The 20611-nt window shown below is 65.9% G+C and carries 15 protein-coding genes; 4 read left to right on the top strand and 11 right to left on the bottom strand.

Translation table 11 applies throughout. The features are described 5' to 3' along the window. Positions 1–18: 18 nt before the first annotated feature. The 6 genes from SHTP_RS24905 to SHTP_RS24880 form a co-directional block, all read right to left on the bottom strand. Positions 19–4269, bottom strand: a complete 4251-nt coding sequence (locus SHTP_RS24905; RefSeq protein WP_096372094.1) for an AMP-binding protein — start codon at positions 4267–4269, stop codon at positions 19–21. After that, positions 4266–4505 carry an acyl carrier protein MmaB gene (locus SHTP_RS24900; protein ID WP_041299872.1) on the bottom strand — a complete coding sequence of 80 codons (240 nt, stop codon included), beginning with the start codon at positions 4503–4505 and terminating at the stop codon, positions 4266–4268. The genes SHTP_RS24905 and SHTP_RS24900 overlap by 4 nt, the downstream gene beginning before the upstream one ends. A 4-nt stretch (positions 4506–4509) precedes the next feature. Further along, on the bottom strand, positions 4510–6105 hold the full coding sequence (fadD10, locus tag SHTP_RS24895) for a fatty acid--CoA ligase FadD10 (RefSeq protein ID WP_172900601.1): 1596 nt from the start codon (positions 6103–6105) through the stop codon (positions 4510–4512). A gap of 28 nt (positions 6106–6133) precedes the next feature. Further along, the gene (locus SHTP_RS24890) at positions 6134–6688 is read right to left on the bottom strand and encodes an FcoT family thioesterase (RefSeq protein ID WP_096372092.1); all 555 of its coding nucleotides are present in this window, start codon (positions 6686–6688) and stop codon (positions 6134–6136) included. Then, complete coding sequence (scoE, locus tag SHTP_RS24885) at positions 6685–7554, bottom strand: (3R)-3-[(carboxymethyl)amino]fatty acid oxygenase/decarboxylase (RefSeq protein ID WP_096372091.1); 870 nt, start codon at positions 7552–7554, stop codon at positions 6685–6687. Before scoE ends, SHTP_RS24890 begins: the two co-directional genes overlap by 4 nt. 193 nt (positions 7555–7747) lie before the next feature. Then, a complete protein-coding gene (locus SHTP_RS24880) occupies positions 7748–9166 on the bottom strand; it encodes a PPE family protein (RefSeq protein ID WP_096372090.1) in 1419 nt (472 codons plus the stop codon). A 327-nt stretch (positions 9167–9493) separates the two neighbouring features. Here SHTP_RS24880 and SHTP_RS24875 point away from each other — a divergent pair, with 327 nt between their 5' ends. Both SHTP_RS24875 and SHTP_RS24870 read left to right on the top strand, forming a co-directional pair. Beyond that, positions 9494–10303: a class I SAM-dependent methyltransferase gene (locus tag SHTP_RS24875; RefSeq protein ID WP_096372089.1), complete on the top strand. Its 810-nt coding sequence runs from the start codon at positions 9494–9496 to the stop codon at positions 10301–10303. Between the two features lie 81 nt (positions 10304–10384). Beyond that, positions 10385–11098, top strand: a complete 714-nt coding sequence (locus tag SHTP_RS24870; RefSeq protein ID WP_172900600.1) for a zf-HC2 domain-containing protein — start codon at positions 10385–10387, stop codon at positions 11096–11098. Between the two features lie 20 nt (positions 11099–11118). Here SHTP_RS24870 and SHTP_RS24865 read toward each other — a convergent pair whose 3' ends face one another. Next, a complete protein-coding gene (locus tag SHTP_RS24865; protein WP_096372088.1) occupies positions 11119–13410 on the bottom strand; it encodes a heavy metal translocating P-type ATPase in 2292 nt (763 codons plus the stop codon). Between the two features lie 124 nt (positions 13411–13534). On the opposite strand from SHTP_RS24865, the gene sigC reads away from it, so the two are divergent. Next, the gene (sigC, locus tag SHTP_RS24860; protein WP_011742342.1) at positions 13535–14089 is read left to right on the top strand and encodes an RNA polymerase sigma factor SigC; all 555 of its coding nucleotides are present in this window, start codon (positions 13535–13537) and stop codon (positions 14087–14089) included. A gap of 35 nt (positions 14090–14124) precedes the next feature. Here the strand turns inward: sigC and SHTP_RS29900 are convergent, their stop codons facing one another. Beyond that, positions 14125–14877, bottom strand: a complete 753-nt coding sequence (locus SHTP_RS29900) for a DUF5134 domain-containing protein (protein ID WP_096372087.1) — start codon at positions 14875–14877, stop codon at positions 14125–14127. Positions 14878–15041: 164 nt separating this feature from the next. Between SHTP_RS29900 and SHTP_RS24850 the strand changes: the two genes are divergently transcribed. Then, positions 15042–17018, top strand: coding sequence for a cytochrome c oxidase assembly protein (locus SHTP_RS24850; RefSeq protein WP_096372086.1), 1977 nt, complete (start codon positions 15042–15044; stop codon positions 17016–17018). 16 nt (positions 17019–17034) lie between these two features. Here SHTP_RS24850 and SHTP_RS24845 read toward each other — a convergent pair whose 3' ends face one another. From SHTP_RS24845 to SHTP_RS24835, 3 genes are all read right to left on the bottom strand, one after another. After that, positions 17035–17253 carry a heavy-metal-associated domain-containing protein gene (locus SHTP_RS24845; protein ID WP_012392261.1) on the bottom strand — a complete coding sequence of 73 codons (219 nt, stop codon included), beginning with the start codon at positions 17251–17253 and terminating at the stop codon, positions 17035–17037. After that, entirely contained in the window at positions 17246–19519 is a 2274-nt protein-coding gene (locus SHTP_RS24840) for a heavy metal translocating P-type ATPase (RefSeq protein WP_096372085.1), read from the bottom strand. The genes SHTP_RS24845 and SHTP_RS24840 overlap by 8 nt, the downstream gene beginning before the upstream one ends. 244 nt (positions 19520–19763) lie before the next feature. After that, entirely contained in the window at positions 19764–20570 is an 807-nt protein-coding gene (locus tag SHTP_RS24835; protein ID WP_096372084.1) for an SDR family NAD(P)-dependent oxidoreductase, read from the bottom strand. Positions 20571–20611 lie beyond the last annotated feature (41 nt).

Raw genomic sequence — 20611 nt, 5'->3', positions numbered from 1 at the left:
CGGGACTCGGGTGGAGGGCTAGGCCCGTGCGGGTCTTGGCGGCTGTGCGCACCCTTGCTCCAGCAAGGCCCGCAGCGCCGTTGGTGGTTCGGCGATCTCGGCGACGGTTCCGACTTGCAGGGGGATGCTCGGGTAACCGGCCAGGTATTGCGAGTAGGAGCGCGCACCCAACCTCATGCCGAGGCTGACCCACGCGTCGACCACCGACCACCGTTGCGGATTTCTTCTCGCCCAGTCGCTTTGGTCCAGCCGGTGCTTCCACTCGGCGGCGTCGATTTCATCGAGTGCATAGCCGCTGAGAAGTTCCCGGTATTGCACCGCCGCGCCGCGCACGACGGTGATTCCGTGACCCAGCCCGGCGGCGCCCGAGAATTGCGGCAACAGCCCCAAAATCGCCTGCGCGGCGGCTCGGCCAGTAGTGACCTCTTCGGTCAAAGTCAGGGTTGGGAAGGCACGCAATGCCATACAAACATCGACCACCGAAACCAGGATGTCGGCGGACTCGCGCAACTGGTAGTCCTCGCCGAGCACCCGGGGCAGGCGCACGATGGTGAAATCCAGAGCCGGCGATGATGCGGCAACGATCAACTCCGCGAGTGATTTTGACGCCGCGTATGGATAGGGCGACATGCGGGGGTCGGTGATCCGCGGCGCGGTGACATCAGCACTGATGACGAACGTCGACAGGTGCACCAACCGCACATCCCGTTGTGCGCACACCTGCGCAACCGTGGAAACCAGCTCAACGTTGGCGGCCCGGAGGCCGCGGTAGGGCACCAGCACGTTGGTGTTGCCGATGCAGTTGATCAGGGACCGTGCGCCGGTGTCGCGTATCAGGGCATCGAGGTCCGCCGCGTCCAACGCTGCGCCGAGTTGTTCGATCCGGATCCCTTCGAGATCCCGCAGGGCCGACCACGGGCCATGCTCGGGGGGCTTTGACCTACTGGCCAAAACTATTTCCGGACAGGCTAGTCCGGCCTGCTTGCGCTGCAAGACGGCGCGGGCAAATCCGGTGCCGACAATTCCGGATGCCCCGAGCACGACGATTGGTGCCGCGGCCCGGTCGTGCGGCGGCGGGTCGGCACCCAACGGCTGCGGGGTGCACTGGCTCCCCAACGACACCAGGTCACGCTCGATCGCGGCGGCCGTTTCAGCGTCGAGCCAACCATCGGTCGCGGGCGCGGCCGGGTTTGAGCCCAGGTCGCAAACCAGGTTCGCGGCGGTATCGGCACTGATCAGCTCCAGCACCGAGAGGTGTCGACCGAGATACCTGCGAGTGTCGGGCAGGATCCTGATGAGATCCAATGAGCCGATTCCCGCACCGAGTAGCGATGAGTCCGCAGCGAGGGGCCTTCCGAGGTGGCAACTCCACACGCGCGCGAGGCCGGCCGCGCTCTCGCCGGCCTCGGCGTCCCTTGGTACCGCGTCGGCGAGTTGCGGCAGTGTGTGCAGCCTTGCGCCATCGACCTTCCCATTTGGCTTGCGAGGGATACTCGGCACGGCGACAACAAAAAACGCGGGCACTCCCAGGCTTGCCAGGGCGAGCCCGATCCGTCCCGCAGTCGCACCGTCCTCGGCGGCTTCGCGGGTCCGCTCGGTTTCGAACCACACCCCCAGACGGCCGTCATGAGGCTCGACGGCGACATCGCAGACCGTAGGGTCAGCGCTGATGCGCCTGGCGACCGCGGCGGTGTCGACCCGCTTGCCGGCGACTTTGACGATGGTGTCTTTGCGTCCGGCGAAGACGGGAAAGCCTTCTTCGTCGATGGTCACCCGGTCAGCGGTGGCAAACGCGCGCAGTTGCGATCCGTCGCCGGGGGCCACGGCACCGAAGCTGCTTTCATCGATCCCGAGATATCCGTCGCTGACCAAGGGCCCGGCGATGACCACCTCGCCGAAGGCGATGAACACGGTATTGGGCACCATCGGCAGGCCCACCCTGAGCCGAGTGTGTGCGGCGGCCGCGATGCCGTCGTAGACGATGGGAAGGTGTGTGGCGACCACCGTTGCTTCGGTCGGACCGTAGCTGGAGACAAGTGAGATCGGTGCCAAGGCGGGGGAGTTGACCCACTTGTCGACGGTGCTGGTGCGGATGGATTCGCCGCCGATGACGATCTGGCGCAGCCGCGAACGGCCGATGACGTCGACGGCGTCGCCGTCCTCGCACAGCAGGTGCCACACCGCGGTCGGCAGGTCGACGACCGTCGGCCCCAAGGCGTGGATATCGCGCGCCAGACCGCCCAAGTCGCCGGTCTTCATGGCCGCGGATCGGACCAACTCCGCCCCGCAAACAGCGGCGCCAAAGATTTCCTCAACGCTGATGTCCGACGTCAAGGGCGCGCATTGCAGGATGGTGTCTTGGCTGTTCCAGCCGTAGCTGGGGCCGATTGCGGCACAGAAGGCAGCGAGTGACCCATGCGATATCCGCACCAGCTTGGGCTGCCCGGTCGTCCCCGACGTGGGCATGATGTACGCCGCCTTGGTGGCCAGCAGGGGATCTCGTGCCACCTGGTCAAGGCGCTGGTCAATGCGCTCCTGCAGGGCGTGATCCGGGACCGCCCCGAGCCGGACCGCGGCCACGTCGACCGGGTGCGCCGAAATCCCTTCACAGTGCTCACCAATTGTCTTGGCTCGTAACGAAAGATCGTCGACCGACTCGCACATGCTGCAGCCGCACCCCGCGAGGTGACAGGCCAACAACAGATCAACGGTCTTATCGGTGTTGTCGTCGGCGCACGCCAGCACATCACCGGGCGCCACCCCATGGCACACCAGCCAGCCGACCCACGGGTAGACCTGGCGACGCCGGTCCAGAAACTGGCGCAGGCCCGGTGCCGCATCGACAAACCACGCAGGTGCCGACGGTGGCCGCGGTCGCCCCGCGGTCTCGGTGCGGCAGGGGAGGCCGTCGGCGCCCACCTCGAACCACTCGTTGGCGGTCATGGCGATCGGCTGATCCCACAGCGCCGCCATCGATTCCAACGCCGCGCCGATACGAGCGGCGACCCCGGCGCCGGTGTTGCGCTCGGGCAGATCGGCTCGGTCCCAGATCGCCAGGTTGAGGGTGTGCCGTTGTTCGTCGAGCACGCATGCCACGGTGGTGCCCTCGATCGGGCCGATCTCGGTCGCAACGGGTGCTTCCGACAGGAACGGGCGAAGGCCGGGCGCACATGATTCGCGGATGAAATTCAGCGTCAGGGCCTGCACATGAGAGGTCCGGTTGATTGCCAGATACGTTCGGCGGTAATGCTCTTCACGAATCCATCGGCGTCGCACCGCCTTGACGTAGCCGCGGTCAAGGTCGCGGACCACCTCCCGCACCGACGCGAAAGGCCGAAATCGGAGGGCGTGCGCAATCGAGTTGACCAGGCACGTGGCGACATTGAGTTCGGGGTCGCCGAACCGGTTGTCCGCGGCGTGCACCAGCAGGCTCTCGGTGCTCTGCCAAAGCCCCGCCTGCACCGCGACCGCGGCCGCCGCCACCAGAACGTTGAGCGGTACTTGTTGAGCCTCCGAGAGGGCACGCAGGGCGTCATAGGCTGGACCGCAGAGGGCGATCGACTCTTGCAGGACGCCCTTGGCCGCGGCCCCGGAGGTACCGCTGGCGCCTTGCGCACCCCCATCCTGGCCGGCCTCGGCGGTGAGCTCGCGCTGCACGGCGTCGGCTTGTCGCCGTAGTGCTTCTGCCACCTTGGCCGTTTCACGAAGATGCGCGGCCGCCAGCTTGGCCAATCCTTGGCTGAGGGTGGGCATTTCGCCTACCCCGGCGGGTTCGAGGCTGGCCGCCAGAAAGTGCGCCAGATCGGCCTCAATGATCCCGGTCGCCCCGCCGTCAAGCAGGATGTGGTGGGTGTGAACGTCGAGACCGCAAACATTGCCGCCCTCGTCGGTCGAGACGGTATAGCGCACGAGCGGCCTGTCCAGGATGCCCGAAGACCAGGTGTGCTCCAGATCGGCGCCCGGCCCGTCCGGTTGGCCCTGGGCGGCCGAGCGTACGAGCACAAGGTCGCTGAATTGCAGCCGCGGCACCAGCTGTGGGTAGTCCGCGCCCGTCGCGGCCATCTGCAGAACGCACAGCTGAACGGGGTTGTTGAGCACCGATGCTTCCAGCGCGACAAGAAAATTCGACAGCGCCAGCGGGTGAAACCGATAGCGCTTGCCGATCAGATACAGCGCGGGGTCGTTGTCCTGGAGCACCCCGTTGTACAGCTTCTGCTGCGATTTGCTTAGCGGAATGGCCTCCGCGCAGCCTATTTCGGGCGCGGTCACGTAGGACTTTCCAGTTCGGACTGCGACAGCTCCGAAACCCAGCCCTCGATCGAGAGGTTCTCGGCCAATCGGGATGGCAGTTCGGACTCTCGGTCCACGCCCAGCCGCTTCATCAGCAGCACGAACCTGACGGAGTCGAGTCCCAGATCCCTGAGATCGGTAGCGTCGCCGTCGATCAGATCCGTTTCGTCGATGTAGAGCACGTCACAGACGGCGAGCAGGATCCGTTCGCGCACCGGGTCAGCCACCGGTTTGGACCTGATTCGCCGCCGCCGCCAGCGACGTGCGCATCACCTTGCCCGACTGTGTTCGCGGAATCTCGTTGACGATCACGATTGTCGACGGCCGCGCCACCGATTCGGACTCGCGGCGATAGTGAGCCGCAATCGTGTGCTTGAGTTTGCGGGCCGCTGACGCGTCCACGTCGGTGGCAGCTACCACGGCCAGGCCCACCAGCGCCCCGAATTCCGGATCGGGGATCTCGAAGCAAGCGGCCTCGCGGACGCCCGGAACGCCCTCCGCAATGCGATCGACCTCGTCGGGGGAGATGTTCACGCCGCCCGAGATGATCATCTCCGAGGACCGCCCCTTGATGTAGAAGAAACCATCCTCGTGGCGCTCCAACAGATCGCCGGTGTTCACCCAGCCGTCGATCAGGACCTCTTGGGTACGTTGAGGATTGCTCCAATACCCCAACATGTTTGCCGGCGACTTGATCCACAGCGTGCCGAATGACGCGGAAGGGCCGGCGCCCGGGGCGTTGGGGCCGGCGCCGTCCGCTTCGTCGTCGGCCGCCAGATAGACCTCCACGCCGGGGTAGGGGCGGCCCACCGCGCCCGCCTCGATCTTGGCAATCGAGCCATCGTCTGTCGGCAAACATAAAGCTGTGCAGCCTGTTTCGCTCAGCCCGTAGACCTGTGCGGTGCGAACACCGGTGGCTTCGATGAACCGCACATCGGCGGCGATCGCCCGCGAACCGCCGTACCCGAGTAGCCGCAGCGATGGAACCGTTGTAGCCGCGGACTTCAACTCCGAAACCAGTTTCGAAAGCAGGGTCGGCACCAGGCATGTGGTGTTGACGGCGTTGGAGTTCAGAATCTGCATCAGCGAAGGGGTGTTCTCACCACCGGTGATGCACAACCCTCCACGCATCAAACAGGTAAGTATCCACCACAACCCACCGATGTGGGTTGCCGGCAGCGGGGAGTAGGTGGTTTCGCCGTCGACCCAGGTGACCCAGTTGAGCCCCTCGTTGCGCAAGATGTCCGGTACGGCGAAGAAGGTGCGGTTGGCCAGCAGCACCGCCTTTGGTTCGCCGGTGGTGCCGCTGGTGAAGATCATCGCCAGCGGATCGTCGGCGCCAAGCCCGGGCTCGGTCGCCGGACGATCCGTATCCGGCGAATGGGCGAACTCCCCGGTGCCAGAGCCGATGTCGACCCGGATAGCGGGTATCGCGGCGAGGCCTTCGGGTAGCGACGAGGACCCGACCTTGCTCCCGGGCGCGATCAGAACCGCGACGGGGTCGGTGATCTGACAGAACCGATCGATGGTTGCCGGCGGAAGATTGCCGTCGGCCATCACGGCGATGGCACCAAGCTTCGCGCAGGCCAGCACCGCTAGGTAGGTCTCGGGTCCATTGTCCGAGATAACCAGTACCCGTGATCCTCGCGATGCCGACTGCGCACGGAGCGCGCCGGCGTAGCGATCCACTTCGGCGGCCAGCTCGCCATATGGCAGCGCACTCGTGCCATCGCAGCGGCGTAAGGCGATCGCCTCGGGCCGCCGCTGAGCCTGCTCGATGATCCGTTCCAGCACGGTAGCGGGTAAGTCGGACATAGCTCTAAAGCGCTTTCCTTCCAGCGATCTAGGTGATGTTCAGGGCCGCCAGTTCGACCTCGCCGGAGGCGGCTCCACCATCCTCGTCCCAAAACTCGATGGCGCACGGTACCAGGAGATAGCGCCACGTCCGTTGGACAACCTGCAGATTCCGGCATTGCAGCCGTGCGGAGAATTTCGCGGGGTTGATGGGCCGGTTGAAACGTGATGACGAGTTCCTGATGAACATGCTGGCGAGTTGATGCTGGAAGTAGTCCTCCAGCGACCAGCCCCGCAGTTGCGGAATCTCCTCGTTGGCAACGGCGGGCGCGAAGGCGCTGTATGCGAGTTGGTTGAAGCAGAGAATCAGTTCAACCGCATTGAAGTGACCGGTGCTGCGGATATAGGCGGACTCGCTGATCGTGAAATTCCCATAGGCCAGCACCGAATCGTCGTCGGCGTGGTACCGGGCGTCGAGCAGGTAGCGACACCCCTTGTAGGAGTAGGGCTCGAGAACCCGGGCGAGCAGATCCTCGGCGATCGCAGTGGTGCCGGCGGACTCGACAGCGGCGTGAGCGGGCGAGGTCAAATCGGTGGTGCTCATGCCGGGTAGCCCGGCGTCTCGAGACCATCCAGCATGGTCAGGCGGTAGGTCGTGAGGGTGCCCGAGGCCGTCCCGTGCTTTGCCCGGTGCATGAGAACTCGGTTGTCCCACAAGATGATGTCGCCGACTTCATAGTGCTGGGTGTGGATGAACGGCGAGTTGTATTCGGGATCGAGCTGTCCGGTCGCGGCCAAGAGTTCGGCCAGCACGGCCGGATCAACCAGGTTGCCGTCCTTGTCCTCGATCTTGGTGGTGCCCGTCGCGCCGATGTAGAGAATCTCTTCGCCGGTCTTGGGGTGCCTGATGACTGTCGGCCACTTTATCGGGGGAGTGGCGCGGCTGATTTCATCCCAGACTTCTCCGATAGGCCGGTAGACGTCGCTCGGGCGGATCTTGATGTGCCGCCGGGGATCGTGGGTGCTGAGGGTTCCGCGGGCCGGGGCCTGCTGGGCGGCCGGGAGTGACTGCCAAACCTTGGCCAGGTCGATGAAATAGGTTCCGCGGTCGTGGCCGGGCACCGCAAGCGGCAACACCATGGAAAACGCGAACGGTTCCGGCATGAACATGTAGTCGATGTGCCAGAACGCGCCGGTCTTCGGAACCCCTTGGCCCTCCACGGTGGAGGAGACAAAGATCTCCGGGTGATCCTCGTGGTGGTACATGGGTTCGTAGTAAGGAACGATCTGTCCGACGATCTTGCTGAGCTTTAGGAATTCCTCGGGCGACGGGTTGACGTCCTTCAGGATGACCAGCTTGTTCGCATAAACGATGTCACGGATCTCGTCAGTGGTTATGTCGTCCAGGTTTTTTGGGTCGACCCCTGTGATTTGTGCACCGAGTCCCTCGCCTTTCACGTTGAGCGTCATCGGCCGTCTTCTCCTCGTTCATTTCGCTGCTGCTTCGGACAGATTTCTGGGACTGCGCCAAGCCGGCGTCGGCTGCCGCACGCAAACGGGTCTTCGGCGTCCCTGGTGGTGGCGATCCGGTGGTACCTCCTGATTGGGCACTGCGATGAGTGCGGCTACAGGAGGAGTCGGATGCGGTGATGAAAAGTTCCCCCTATTCGCCTTCCGGTCTTCCTTCGGAGTCGTTGGTCCAGGTGGCGGGCAGCAACGGGACAGCAGTGCTGGTGCCGTGCGACGACAGCCGGACCATTCCCGCGGCGGCACCGTCGTGCGACGCCGCGGTGCCGGTAAGGCCGAGCGGACCGGCGCCCTGGCTGCTCGGGCTGGGGGCGGGCTCGGCGGTGCCGGGAGCATCGATGGGCGAATCCATGGTGGCCGGTTCTTGCAGGAATTCGTCGCGGTAGCCGCGCACCCCCACCCTGTTCTTGCTGCGCTTTCTGCGACTGGCTCGGCTGCTGCTCAGCGCGGCTGGAGCGGCGGCGCGGGTGGTGTCGGTGGCGGTGGCGGCCGCGCCGGTGGTGGCCCCGGGGCCCGAGCTCACCCCCGGGGGTGCGGGGCCCAACACCGCGTAGCTGATCGCGGGTGAACTGGGCGGGCTGCCGGTGGGGGCGGGGGAGGGGGCGCTGGGTGCGGGGCTGGTGGCTTGTGGGCTTGGCGGGGCGAACGCCGACGCCGCCGGCGTCAGACCAACGACCGGTTGCGGGCCGGCCAGGTCGGCCACACTGCGCTCCGCGGGAGCGGCAACGGGTGCCGTTATCGGCGTTCTGTTCGCCAGGTAGGCCAGCGCACTCAAGGCGCTCAACGCGCTGAGCGCGGGAGTGAAGAAGGGAAGCAGTAGCAACCCGTACGAGGCGTAGTACGGGTACCAAAGAAAGTCGTATAGCTGCAAAGCGATGATGGCGAGGATGACCGCGACCGCCGGGCTGAAGCCCATCCGCTGGAAAAACTCCAGGAAATACTTGTACGGATCGGCAAGGAAACTCAGGATGTCCCTCAACGGCTGACGGATCCAACTCCCGATGCCCGACGCGGCGGCCTGGCTCTCGCCGCCGGGCCGCAGGATGGACGGCGCCGGTGGCGTGGGTGGTACCGCCGCGGCCGCGACCTCACTGACTGCCTGATAGGTGGTCATGGTCTCGGCGGCTTGAACCCACATGCGGACGTAGTCGGCCTCGTTGAGCGCGATGGGGATGGCGTTGATGCAGAAGAAATTGGTCACCACCAGCACGCCGTGGATGGCGTGGTTAGCGGTCAGCTCTGCGAGCGTGGGCATGGCGGCTACGGCGCTGCTGTAGCCGGCGGCCGCGATCCTGTGCTGCGCGGCGGTTACCGAGCTATCGATCGCGGCCTGCTCCAGCCAGATCAGGTAGGGGCCATGCGCGGCCAACCACTGGTGGGCGGCGTATCCCTGCCAACTGGTGGCTTGAACCTCGGCCAGTAGCTGGGTCAACTCGACAACGGCAGCGCTGTATTGCGCGCTCAGCTCTTGCCACTGTGCGGCGGCAGCAAGCAGCGATCCCGGGCCTTGGCCCGCGCTCAACAGGGCCGAGTGCACCTCGGGAGGTATGGCCATCCATATCGGGGCGGTCAGGGCTTACCCTCTCCTGCGTAAGCGTGGTGCGCGCGCCGTGGGCGGGCTGACGCTGGTTGGCTTTACCAGGGTTAGTCGGGGCGAGTGAGCAAAAAGTTCCCACCGTGGCGGCCGTGGTTCTGAATCCGGGTTGGGCAGGTCTTGCCGGAGGAGCGCGGCGCACCCTGGTTGGGCGGGGCAAGCCGGTCATTTCGCGAGGTCAGGTGAATCCATCTGGTCGGCAGCGGGTTCGGAATCAGCCGTCGTCACCCGTCGTCACCCGTTGCGGGGAGGGCGCTGCCGCACCATGGTGCCCTATATTGTGCAGCCATGCCAGTCATTGACGCCCGTCATCTCGACGGCATATCCGAAACTGCGTTGCTGACCCTGCATCAGCGCGCGACCGAGGCCGCCCGGCCCGATGCCATCATCGACGACCCGATGGCCATCGCCCTGCGCAATGACATCGACTACCCCTACCACCACTTCGGCCGTACTCACCAAGCTACCGCCCTGCGTGCCTTGGCATTTGACAACAGCACCCGGGATTTTCTGCGGACCCGCCCCGGCGCCACCGTGGTCGCACTGGCGGAGGGGCTGCAGACCAGTTTCTGGCGTCTCGACAATGGTGAGCTGAACTGGCTTTCGGTAGACCTGACGCCGATCGTGCGGCTGCGTGAGCAGCTGCTTCCCGCCTGCGACCGACTTCGCTACTGCGCTCAGTCCGCGTTCGACTACTCGTGGATGGAGCAGGTGGACGACACCAACGGCGTGCTGATCACCGCCGAGGGGCTGTTCCAGTACCTGCGCCGTGATGTGGTGTTCGAGCTGATCGCGGCCTGCGCCAAACGATTTCCCCATGGCCAGCTGGTTTTCGACAGCATCCCTTGGCTGTTGAGCGTGTATTCGCGCCGGCGCGGGTTCAAGCTCAGTGAGCAATACACGGCGCCCCCGGAGCCGTTTTGGTTCACCGCCGACCACTATGACGAACTGCGCGCCATCCCCGGTGTTCGCGCGGTCCGTGAGTTGCCGGCGCCGGCGGGCCGCGGAAGGTTCTTGCGCTGGGCACTTCCGCTGGCGTACCGGCTGCCTGGGTTGGGCCGGTTGCGGGCCCCGGTGACGCTGGTCGAATTCGGCTGACTCGGCAGCGCAAGTTCGCGCCGAGCCGCCGCGAAACGAACACCCTGGAACAATTCGTCGGCAATACGCGACTATTAGGTCATGGATTGCGAGGTGGCGCGCGAAGCGTTGTCGGCCCGACTCGACGGCGAGCGAGAACCGGTGCCCTCGGCGAGAGTCGACGAGCACCTGGATGAGTGCGGTGCCTGTGGTCTCTGGTTCGAACAGGTGGCCGGCCAAGCTAGCCGTCTGCAGCGCCTGATCGAATCCCGGCCGGTCATCGGGGCGGTTGATCTGGCCGGGATTCGGCCGACGCCGCAGCCGCGGGAACGCAAACGAATGAGCTGGCAGCGCTGGGAACTGTTGTGCGTGGGGATCGCGCAGGTCGCCGTGGGAATCGTGCAAGGACTGGGCTTCAGCCTCGGCCTGGGCCACCACTATGTGATCGGGTCGGGCAACCATCTGCTCAACGAGTCCACGGCGTGGACGATCGCGCTGGGTGTGGCCATGGTGGTCGCGGCGATATGGCCGGGCGCCGCCGAGGGACTCGCCGGTGTGCTGATGGTCTTCGTGGCGGTTTTGAGCGTCTATGTGGTTGTGGATGCGCTGTCCGGTGCCGTGACGACTTCGCGGGTCCTGACCCATCTGCCGGTGCTGTTGGGCACCGTCCTGGCAATCATGGTGTGGCGAAGCCGCGGTGCTCCTCGGCCGGCGCCGGACGTGTTGGCAGACGAGCCCGATATCGTTCTGCCGCAGAACGCATCTCGCGGACGTCGCCACGGCCACCTGTGGCCCACCGACGGATCGGCGGCCTGATCAGGCGCTGCGGCGCAGGATCACTCGGTGGCGTCGGGTTCGGTTGTGGACGTTGTCGTCTGGCTGGTGGCGGCACCGAAGTTGCGCAGCTGCAGGCTGTTTGAGACGACAAAGAACGATGAGAACGCCATCGCGGCGCCGGCGACAACTGGGTTGAGCACACCGGCCGCGGCGATGGGGATGGCCGCGATGTTGTAGCCGAATGCCCAGGCCAGGTTGAGTTTGACGGTGCGCATGGTCGCGGCGGCAAGGCCGAGCGCCAGGGGCACGACGTCGAGGTTGTCGCGAACCAGGATGATGTCAGCGGCGCCGATCGCAACGTCGGTGCCACGCCCCATGGCCATTCCCAGATCGGCGCTGGCCAGTGCGGGACCGTCGTTGATGCCGTCACCGACCATGGCGACGACATGGCCGCGGTCACGCAGTTGTTCGATTACGTCGACTTTGCCTTCGGGCAGAATGTTGGCGATCACCTCGTCGATGCCGACCCGGTCGGCCACGGCGGCCGCCGATGCCGGGTTGTCACCGGTCAAAAGCATGGTCCGGAGCCCGCGTTCGCGCAGCGCGGCTACCGCATCGGCCGCCGAGTCCTTGACGGCGTCGGCCACCGCGATGACCCCGCACGGTGCACCGTCGATCTCGACGAATACAGCCGTCTCACCCAGGGACTCGGCGTTGCGCCGAGCGGCGCGCAAGGCCGTGTCACTCGAGGAGGAACCGATCCAGGACGGCTTACCCACCCGCACCGAGCGCCCGGACACGGTACCGCTGACGCCGCGCCCGGGTATGGCGCGGAATTCGGTGACGGTGTCGTGCTGGGTGGTCGCCGCGGCGATTGCCAGGGCCACCGAGTGCTCGGACGCCGCCTCCACCGTGGCGGCGATGGCGAGCACCTCGTCTGCGTCCCAGCCCGGTGCGGCCACCACCGCACTGACTTTGAGCTGCCCCGAGGTCAGTGTTCCGGTCTTGTCGAAGACGACGGTGTCGACGGATCGGGTGGCTTCCAGGGATTGATAGCCCTTCAGGAAGATGCCGAGTTGGGCACCGCGGCCAGAGGCGACCATCATCGCCGTCGGCGTCGCCAGGCCCAGGGCGCACGGGCAGGCGATGACCAGGACGGCAATGGCGGCGGAAAAGGCGCGGTCGGGTGAACCGCCGGCCAGTAGCCACCCGGCCGCGGTCAGTGCGGCGATGGCAAACACGCACGGAACGAACACCGAGGCGATCCGATCGGCCAGGCGCTGTGCGTCGGCCTTTTGCGCTTGCGCCTGCTCGACCAGCCGGACCATTCCGGCGAATCGGGTGTCGGCGCCCACCGCCGCGGCCTCCACGATCAACCGGCCGTCAAGCACCACGGTGCCGCCGATGACCTGGCCGCCGGGACGCACCCGGGTGGGTTTGGCCTCGCCGGTCATCGTGCTCATGTCGACCGCGGCCGAACCGTCCAGGACGAGGCCGTCGGCGGCGATGGTCTGTCCGGGGCGCACCACGAAGCGATCCTGCTCTTGGAGTTCGTCGGCGGGGACCACCAGCTCTGACCCATCCGGCTGCAGGACGGCAACCTCCTTGGCGCTTAGCGCCGCCAACGCCCGCAGCGCGCTGCCCGCCTTCGACTTGGCGCGGGCCTCGAAATACCTTCCGGCCAGCACGAACACCGTGACGCCCGCGGCGACCTCAAAATAGATGGCGTCGCTGCCCAACAGCGCCTGCCAGATGCCCTTGCGGTCGGCGAGCTGGTGGCTACCGAACACGGTGTACAGCGACCAGATCGTGGCGGCGGTGATGCCCACCGAGATCAGCGTCTCCATCGACGCGCCGTGGTGGCGCGCGTTGCGTAGCGCGATGCGGTGAAACGGCCACGCCGCCCATGTCACGACCGGCAGAGCCAGCGCTGTGAGCACCCACTCCCAGCCGGTGAAACGAGTGCTGGGCACCATCGCGAACATCACCGAGAGATCGGCGAACGGCACGAACAGCACGGCCGCGACGGCTAGCCGGATCAGCAGGTGGCGAGCATGCTCAGCATCGGGATCGCCCGCGCCCTGACCGTCGTCCGGCTGCACCTCGGCCTGGTAACCGGCCTGCTGGATCACCTCGCACAGCGCAGCGGCGTCGACGTCCTCGCCGGTCTCCACGGTCGCCGTGCGGGTACCGAAGTTCACCGATGCCCGAACCCCCGGCACCTTGTTGAGCGTCGACTGGACCTTGCGGGCGCATGCGAAGCAGGACATGCCGGTGATCCCGAGTTGGAACCGCTGGACCTGTTGGTCGCGCTCCAAGTGCTTGTCGGTCGTCACGGTCGTCGTTGACATCGTGGGGCTTGACCTCCTGCTGATCTGTGGCTTGCCGATGCAAGCTTCTCCCCACACAGGTCGTTGTCGCTAGCCCAGGAGTTCCCTGGCCGTTGCGCGAATCTATGGCCTACGCTCAACGATCGTGGTCACCGGCGGCGCTGATGAGCAAATCACTGTCCTGGCCATGGCCGCCGGACGTGGTGATCGGGCCGCGCTTGCGGAATTCATCGAGGCCACACAGCGCGATGTGTGGCGGCTGGTCGCCTATCTCAGCGATCCGGCCTGCGCCGATGACCTGACGCAAGAAACGTTTCTGCGGGCGATCGGTGCCCTGCCGCGCTTCGCCGGTCGGTCTAACGCTCGCACTTGGCTGTTTTCGATCGCCCGTCGCGTGGTTGTCGATCAGATCCGCTACAAGACGCGCCGGCCCCGCCCGGCGTATGTCGCCGACCTCGGCGAAGCGCTTGGGCAAGCTCGTCGCGGCAGCCGGTTCGAGGACATCGTTGAGATTCGGCTCCTGCTCGACGGGCTTGACGAGAAGCGCCGCGAAGCACTGATCTTTACGCAGGTCTTGGGCCTCTCATACGCCGAAGCGGCGCAGATTTGTGGTTCGCCCATCGGCACCATCCGCTCTCGCGTGGCACGGGCCCGCGACGATCTGTTGCGGGCTGCCCGAGAGGGCGAGCGGGCTGGATAGTTCGAGGCGTTCGCTGGCCGGCCGTCGGGGTGGTCCTAGATGCCGAACACCATGGCGGCGAAAGCGATCGCCATTCCCGCCGCCATCATCGCCCGTCCGGCGTGGGTCAGGCAGCTGCGCCAGGACTCCGTCCCGGCGCGTGGCCGCGCACGCACCGACATGACCGCCCAAATGATCGCGGCGATGGCAAACGCCAACAACCAAAACCAATTGACGGCGCTGACCCAGCCCGGCGCGGTGGCACCGGCGGCCATGTCGGTCCCCGACATGTGCATACCGGGCATCGAGGTGCCGGGCGCCATCGTTTGATGCGCGGCCGGGCAGGCCAGGAGCTGGTCGCTCATCGCGACGTACATCCAGGCCATGGCCAGCATCATCAATGCGTGGTAGCTGCATCCCACGAGCGCGGTGATGGTCTTGGCCCGAAGCGCGGTGAGCGTGGCGAACCAGCCGGCTGCCAGCAGAAAGAACACCGCGGGACCGGTCGTCGGCAACGCCGCTCCCACGGGCCAGAGCATTACGACCATCGCAATCGCCATCACCAAGTGCAACCCATTGCTGACGACCGAGGTCCACGCCCGCTGTTGGGTGACCGTCGGGGCTCCGGAGAAGGCTGAAGAGGCTGGAAGGGCTGAAAATGTCGAAAGCGCCGGAAGCGCCGGAAGCGCCGGAAGCGCCGGAAGCGCTGAAAGGGCTGAAAGGGCTGAAAGGGCTGAAAGGGCATAGTCGGCACCGCTGAACACGAACAGTCCGGTGGCCAGCCAACGAATCAGCAGGTCATTGATCATGTGGACTCACTTGCCGGGGTGTGGGGCGGTCACGGTGTCGCTCTCGGGCTCGGCGGCGATGGCCACCGCAGGATATGCGGTCCATGCTCTATAGGTCGCTACCGGCCGATCCGAGGTTCCCGGCCAAACCTGTGTGCTACGACATCCAGTCGTAAGCTCGAGGGATGGATACTGACGGGCCTGGTGTGGTTGCGTCTTCTGCTGCGCCGCCGTCCCGGTCCGGCTCGCTGACGTCGGTCTGGCTGCTGCTGGGCCTGCTCGCCATCTCGGCAGTACTGGCGAGCTACGGGGTGGTTTCCGGCGTGCGGCGCTATGCCACGGTGGGCAATCCCTACCCCGGTTGGTTTCTGAGTGCCGCCGAGCCGACCGGCTACTTTCTCGCGTCTTTGTCCGGCGCTGTCTGTCTTGGCGGTTTGATCTATGTCGTCATGATGTCGCGGCCCGAGCACGACGGCCTGATCGATGCGGGTGCATTCCGAATTCACCTTGTAACAGAACGGGTTTCAGTTGCGTGGCTGGTTCTGGCTGCGTCGATGGTGGTGGTCCAGGGCGCCCACGACTCCGGAGTGTCGCCGATCAGGCTGCTGGCCAGCGGGGCGGTGCGCGACGCCATCGCAACCTCGGAGATCGCGCGCGCCTGGATTGTCGTCACCATTTGTGCCCTGGTGGTCGCGGTGGCGTTGCGCCTCAACACCCGTTGGGTCGCTCATGTCGTGCTGCTCATCCCCACCGTGATTGCGGTGATCGCGACGGCCGTGACCGGCAATGCGGGACAGGGGCCCGACCACGACTTTGCGACCAGCGCGGCGATCGTCTTTGCGTTGGCGGCTGCCACGTTGACCGGTCTGAAGGCCGCGACGGCGCTGACCGGGGCGACGCCGACCCGCGCCGTCCAACTGATGCAGGTGGCTTGCGGTGCGCTTGCGGTGTCCTACGGTACGGTGCTGCTCTACCTGTTCGTTCCCGGCTGGGACTTCGGTTCCGAGTTCGCCCGAATCGGTCTACTGGCCGGGCTCTTGCTGGTGCTGGTGTGGGTGTTCGACTGCTGGCAGCTCTTCGTCCGGCCGCCACGATCGACGCGCGGCGCCACCGCGGCCGCACTGGCGATGATGGCGGTGCTGGCGGCGATCGGCGCGATGGCCGTTCAGACCGCGCCACGGTTCGTTGCCCATCAATTCACTGCGTGGGACGTCTTTTTGGGATATGAACTGCCGCAACCGCCCGATGTGGGCAGGTTGATCACCCTGTGGCGGTTCGACAGTTTGGTCGGGGTTGCCGGGGTGGTGCTGGCCGCCGGATATGTGGCCGGCTTCGTCCGGCTGCGTAGGCGGGGCCATGCTTGGCCCGTCAGCAGGCTGGTGTCCTGGCTGATCGGTTGTGCCGTATTGGTGATCACGAGTAGCTCGGGCGTGCGGACCTACGGGTCGGCGATGTTCAGCGTCCATATGGCCGAACACATGACGCTGAACATGTTCATTCCCGTGCTGATGGTGCTGGGTGGGCCCGTCACGCTGGCGCTACGGGCATTGCCCGCCGCCGGTGAGGGACAGCCGCCCGGGCCCCGCGAATGGCTGACATGGCTGCTGCATTCGCGGGTGACGGCCTTCTTCTCACACCCGATCATCGCGTTCATCCTCTTTGTGGCCTCGCCGTACATCGTCTATTTCACGCCGCTTTTCGATACCCTCGTCCGGTATCACTGGGGCCACGAGTTCATGGCCGTGCACTTTCTGATCGTCGGGTACCTCTTCTACTGGGCCATCATCGGTATCGACCCGGGGCCCCGGCGGCTCCCCTATCCCGGACGTATCGGGCTGCTCTTTGCGGTGATGCCGTTTCACGCGTTCTTCGGCATCGCGCTGATGACAATGAATTCGGCGATCGGCGACACGTTCTACCGTTCGGTCAATCTGCCCTGGCTGGCCAGCATCGAATCCGATCAACACCTTGGTGGTGGAATCGCCTGGGGCGCAACCGAGCTACCGATCATCATCGTGATCGTGGCGTTGGTGGCCCAGTGGGCGCGCCAGGACCGTCAGGTGGCTGCCCGCCAGGATCGCCATGCCGACAGCAGCTACGCGGACGACGACCTGGAGGCCTACAACGCGATGCTGCGCGAATTGGCGCGGATGCGGGAGTGAAGGCGGGGACGGATCACTAGCCGACAACGGCGAAATCGCCGTTGTCGGCCAGCGTTGCCTGGACCTGTTCGCGGGTGAGCTCGGTGTCGGTGCAAACTCGCACCGCCGACGCGCCGGCGGCGTCCAGCTCTACTTCGACGGTCCGGACCGACGGCAGCGCGCTCAAGGCGTTGGTGATGGTCTCCACGCATCCCTCGCAACGCAGACCGGTAACGGCGAATGTCTGTTCAGTCATCTATTTCTCCATTGGACGCGACAATGCGCGCGGTAGGTGGTCCAAAGTTGCGTAGCCGCAGGCTATTTGACACTACGAAGAACGACGAGAACGCCATCGCGGCGCCGGCGATGAGCGGGTTGAGCAGGCCAGCGGCAGCGATCGGAATCGCGGCGACGTTGTAGCCGAACGCCCAGATCATGTTCGTTCGGATCGTGCGCATCGTGGCTCGCGCCAGATCGAGCGCCTGCCCAACGATGTGCAGATCGTCGCGCACCAGGATGATGTCGGCCGCCCCGATCGCAACGTCGGTGCCGCGACCGATCGCCAATCCCAGGTCGGCAGATACCAGGGCGGGACCGTCATTGATCCCGTCCCCGACCATCGCGACCGTATGGCCTTGGTCGCGGAGCTGTCGAATCACGTTGACTTTGCCGTCCGGAAGTACATCGGCGATGGCGGTATCGATGCCCAGCTGGGTGGCCACCGAATCGGCCACGGCCTGATTGTCGCCGGTGAGCAAGATGGTTCGCAAGCCCCGGCTGCGCAGTGCGGCGATCGCGTCGGCCGCGGAGTCCTTGACCGTGTCGGAAATCGTTACAGCGGCGCAGACCTCACCATCCACCGATACGAAAACTATTGTCTCGCCGCGAGATTCGCCTTGCGCACGAGCGGTGTCCAGTACCTCGTCGGCTGCTGTGTTGCGGGTAATCCAGGACGGTTTACCGACCTCGATGCGGTGGCCGTCGACGATCCTCGACACGCCGCAGCCGGCCACCGCGACAAAGTCGGTGACCGGTGCCGGATGTGGTGAGGCCGCGACGATCGCTGTCGCGACAGCGTGCTCAGAAGCCGCCTCGACCGCGGATGCAAGAGCCAGAACTTCCTCGCGCACCCGCCCGCCGGTGGTGGTCACCGTGTTGACGGTCAGCTTCCCCACCGTCAGCGTGCCCGTCTTGTCGAATACCACGGCGTCGATACCGTGAATGGTTTCCAGCGCCTGATAGCCCTTGATGAAAATCCCCAACTGCGCCCCGCGTCCGGAGGCGACCATCATTGCCGTCGGGGTGGCCAGTCCGAGCGCGCAGGGGCAGGCAATCACCAGCACACCCAGCGTTACCGAGAAGGCCCGGTCGGCGCCGGCGCCACTGAGCAGCCAGGCCACGCCGGCGAGTCCGGCGATCGCAAAGACGACCGGCACGAACACCGCGGAGATCCGATCCGCCAGGCGCTGTGCGCGCGCCTTCTGAGCTTGTGCCTCCTCGACGAGGCGAACCATGGCCGCGAATTGGGTGTCGGCGCCCACCGCGGTGGCCTCGATGACCAGACGCCCGTCCAGGACGATGGTGCCGCCGATGACGGGCGCGTCCGCAGTGGCGCGCACCGGTTTGGACTCACCGGTCATCGCGCTCATGTCGATTGCCGCGGTGCCGTCGATCACGACGCCGTCGGCGGCGATGGTCTGCCCGGGACGGGTCACAAATCGCTGCCGCTTTTTGAGTTCGGCGGCCGGTATCACCAGCTCGGCGCCGTCGGGCAGCAAAACCGTGACGTCCTTGGCGCCTAACGCCGCCAGGGCGCGCAGTGCGCCGCCGGCCTTGGACTTGGCGCGTGCTTCGAAGTAGCGGCCGGCAAGTACGAAAACCGCCACGCCGGCGGCGACCTCGAGATAAATCGAGTCGCTGTTGAGTATCGCCTGCCAGATCCCCCGGCTCTGGCGTGGTTGCCGGTCAACGAAGACTGTGGATAGCGACCAGACGGTAGCGGCCGTGATGCCCACCGAGATCAGCGTTTCCATGGATGCGGTGCGATGGCGGGCGTTGCGGATCGCCACCGAGTGGAAGGGCCAGGCGGCCCAGGTCACGATCGGGGCGGCCAGGGCGGTCAAGAGGTATCCCCAGCCGGGGAACCTGGTGCTGGGCACCAGGGCGAACATGGTCGACAGATCGGCCAGCGGCACGAACAGCACCGCCGCCACCAGTAGCCGGCGCAGCAGTGTGCGAGCGTGCTCAGCATCTGGATCGCGGTCGTCGGCGGCCGACTCGGCGTGCGGAACAGCCTGGTAGCCCGCCTTCTCAACCAGCTCGCAGAGCTCATCGGCGGCGACGTCGACGGCGTCGATGGTGGCCACCCGGGTGGCGAAGTTCACCGAGGCGCGTACGCCGGGGACTTTGTTGAGTTTCGTTTCGACGCGGCTCGCGCACGCCGCGCATGACATACCCGAAACATCGAGCTGGATACGCCGCGCGGAGCCAAGATCGAGGTCTCCCGTAATCGGAGCCGCCACGGCCCTCCTCAGATCAGCACATTTCTCCCTGTCAGACTACAAGTCGTAGCTGGGCCGCAGTCAGTTCCGTTCGGAACGGGTGTGCTCGGACACCGTCGCCGCGGTGGGGTCATCGCCGCAGGTTGGGGTGGTTACGGCAGCATCGAATATGACGGTGGTCACTATGCCCGGCGGGCACTCCACTGCCAGCCGCCGACAGTGGCCCGGCGGTGGCCCGCTGCTGGGGCCAAGCGACTTTTCGCCGCTACGACGGTTGACTCTGAAGTTCCGCGACTGACGCTCGGATTTGCGGCAGGCCGGGCAAATGCGCGAGCAGGCCACTGTCAGCCGCGATCACCTGTCCGGTGATGAAGGCGGCTCGGTCCGAGGCCAGGAAGCAGACGAGCTCGGCGATTTCATGTGGTTCGCCGATGCGACCGGCAAGGTGGTGAGTGGCAAAAATATCGACGATCGGCTGGGGCAGCCCGACCTCGAGCCGCGGGGTACGGACCAGGCCGGGGGCGATCGCGTTGCACCGCACGCCGTGACGCCCGTATTGCGTTGCCACGTACCGGGTGAGCGTTTCGATCGCGGCCTTTGTGCAGGAGTACGCGGTTGACATGTCGTAGGCGGCGTGTGCGGTTGCGGAAGAGATATTGACGATCGCGCCGCCGCCGGCACTGATGAGCCGGGGAATCGCGTACTTGCACATGAGCATCGTACCGCGCGCGTTGACGGTGAAGGTGTCGTCCCAAACATCGACAGTCATCTGGGAGACCAGCATGTCTGCGGGGTCGGAATGCGCGGCGTTGTTGTCCACGATGTCGAGCCGACCGAATGTGTCGATCGTGAAGTCGATCAGGGCCCGCACCGATACCTCGTTGGTGAGGTCGACGACATGGTGGACGGCTCCCCGACCGACGGAGGCAGCCGCACCGGCGAGGTCCGTCTCGGGCAGGTCCGCCAAAACGACTCGTGCGCCCGCGCACGCCAGCACTCGCGACGTCTCGAGTCCGATGCCACCGCACGCGCCCGTGATGATCGCGACTTTGTTTTCGAGTTCTGCCGTCATGCCTCACTCCCGTTCCCCCCGGCGTAACCGCGGCCGTGATC

Origin of the sequence: Mycobacterium ulcerans subsp. shinshuense, assembly GCF_002355775.1 — a bacterium.
Taxonomy (GTDB): domain Bacteria; phylum Actinomycetota; class Actinomycetes; order Mycobacteriales; family Mycobacteriaceae; genus Mycobacterium; species Mycobacterium marinum.
This window is presented reverse-complemented; position numbering and strand designations above follow the sequence as displayed.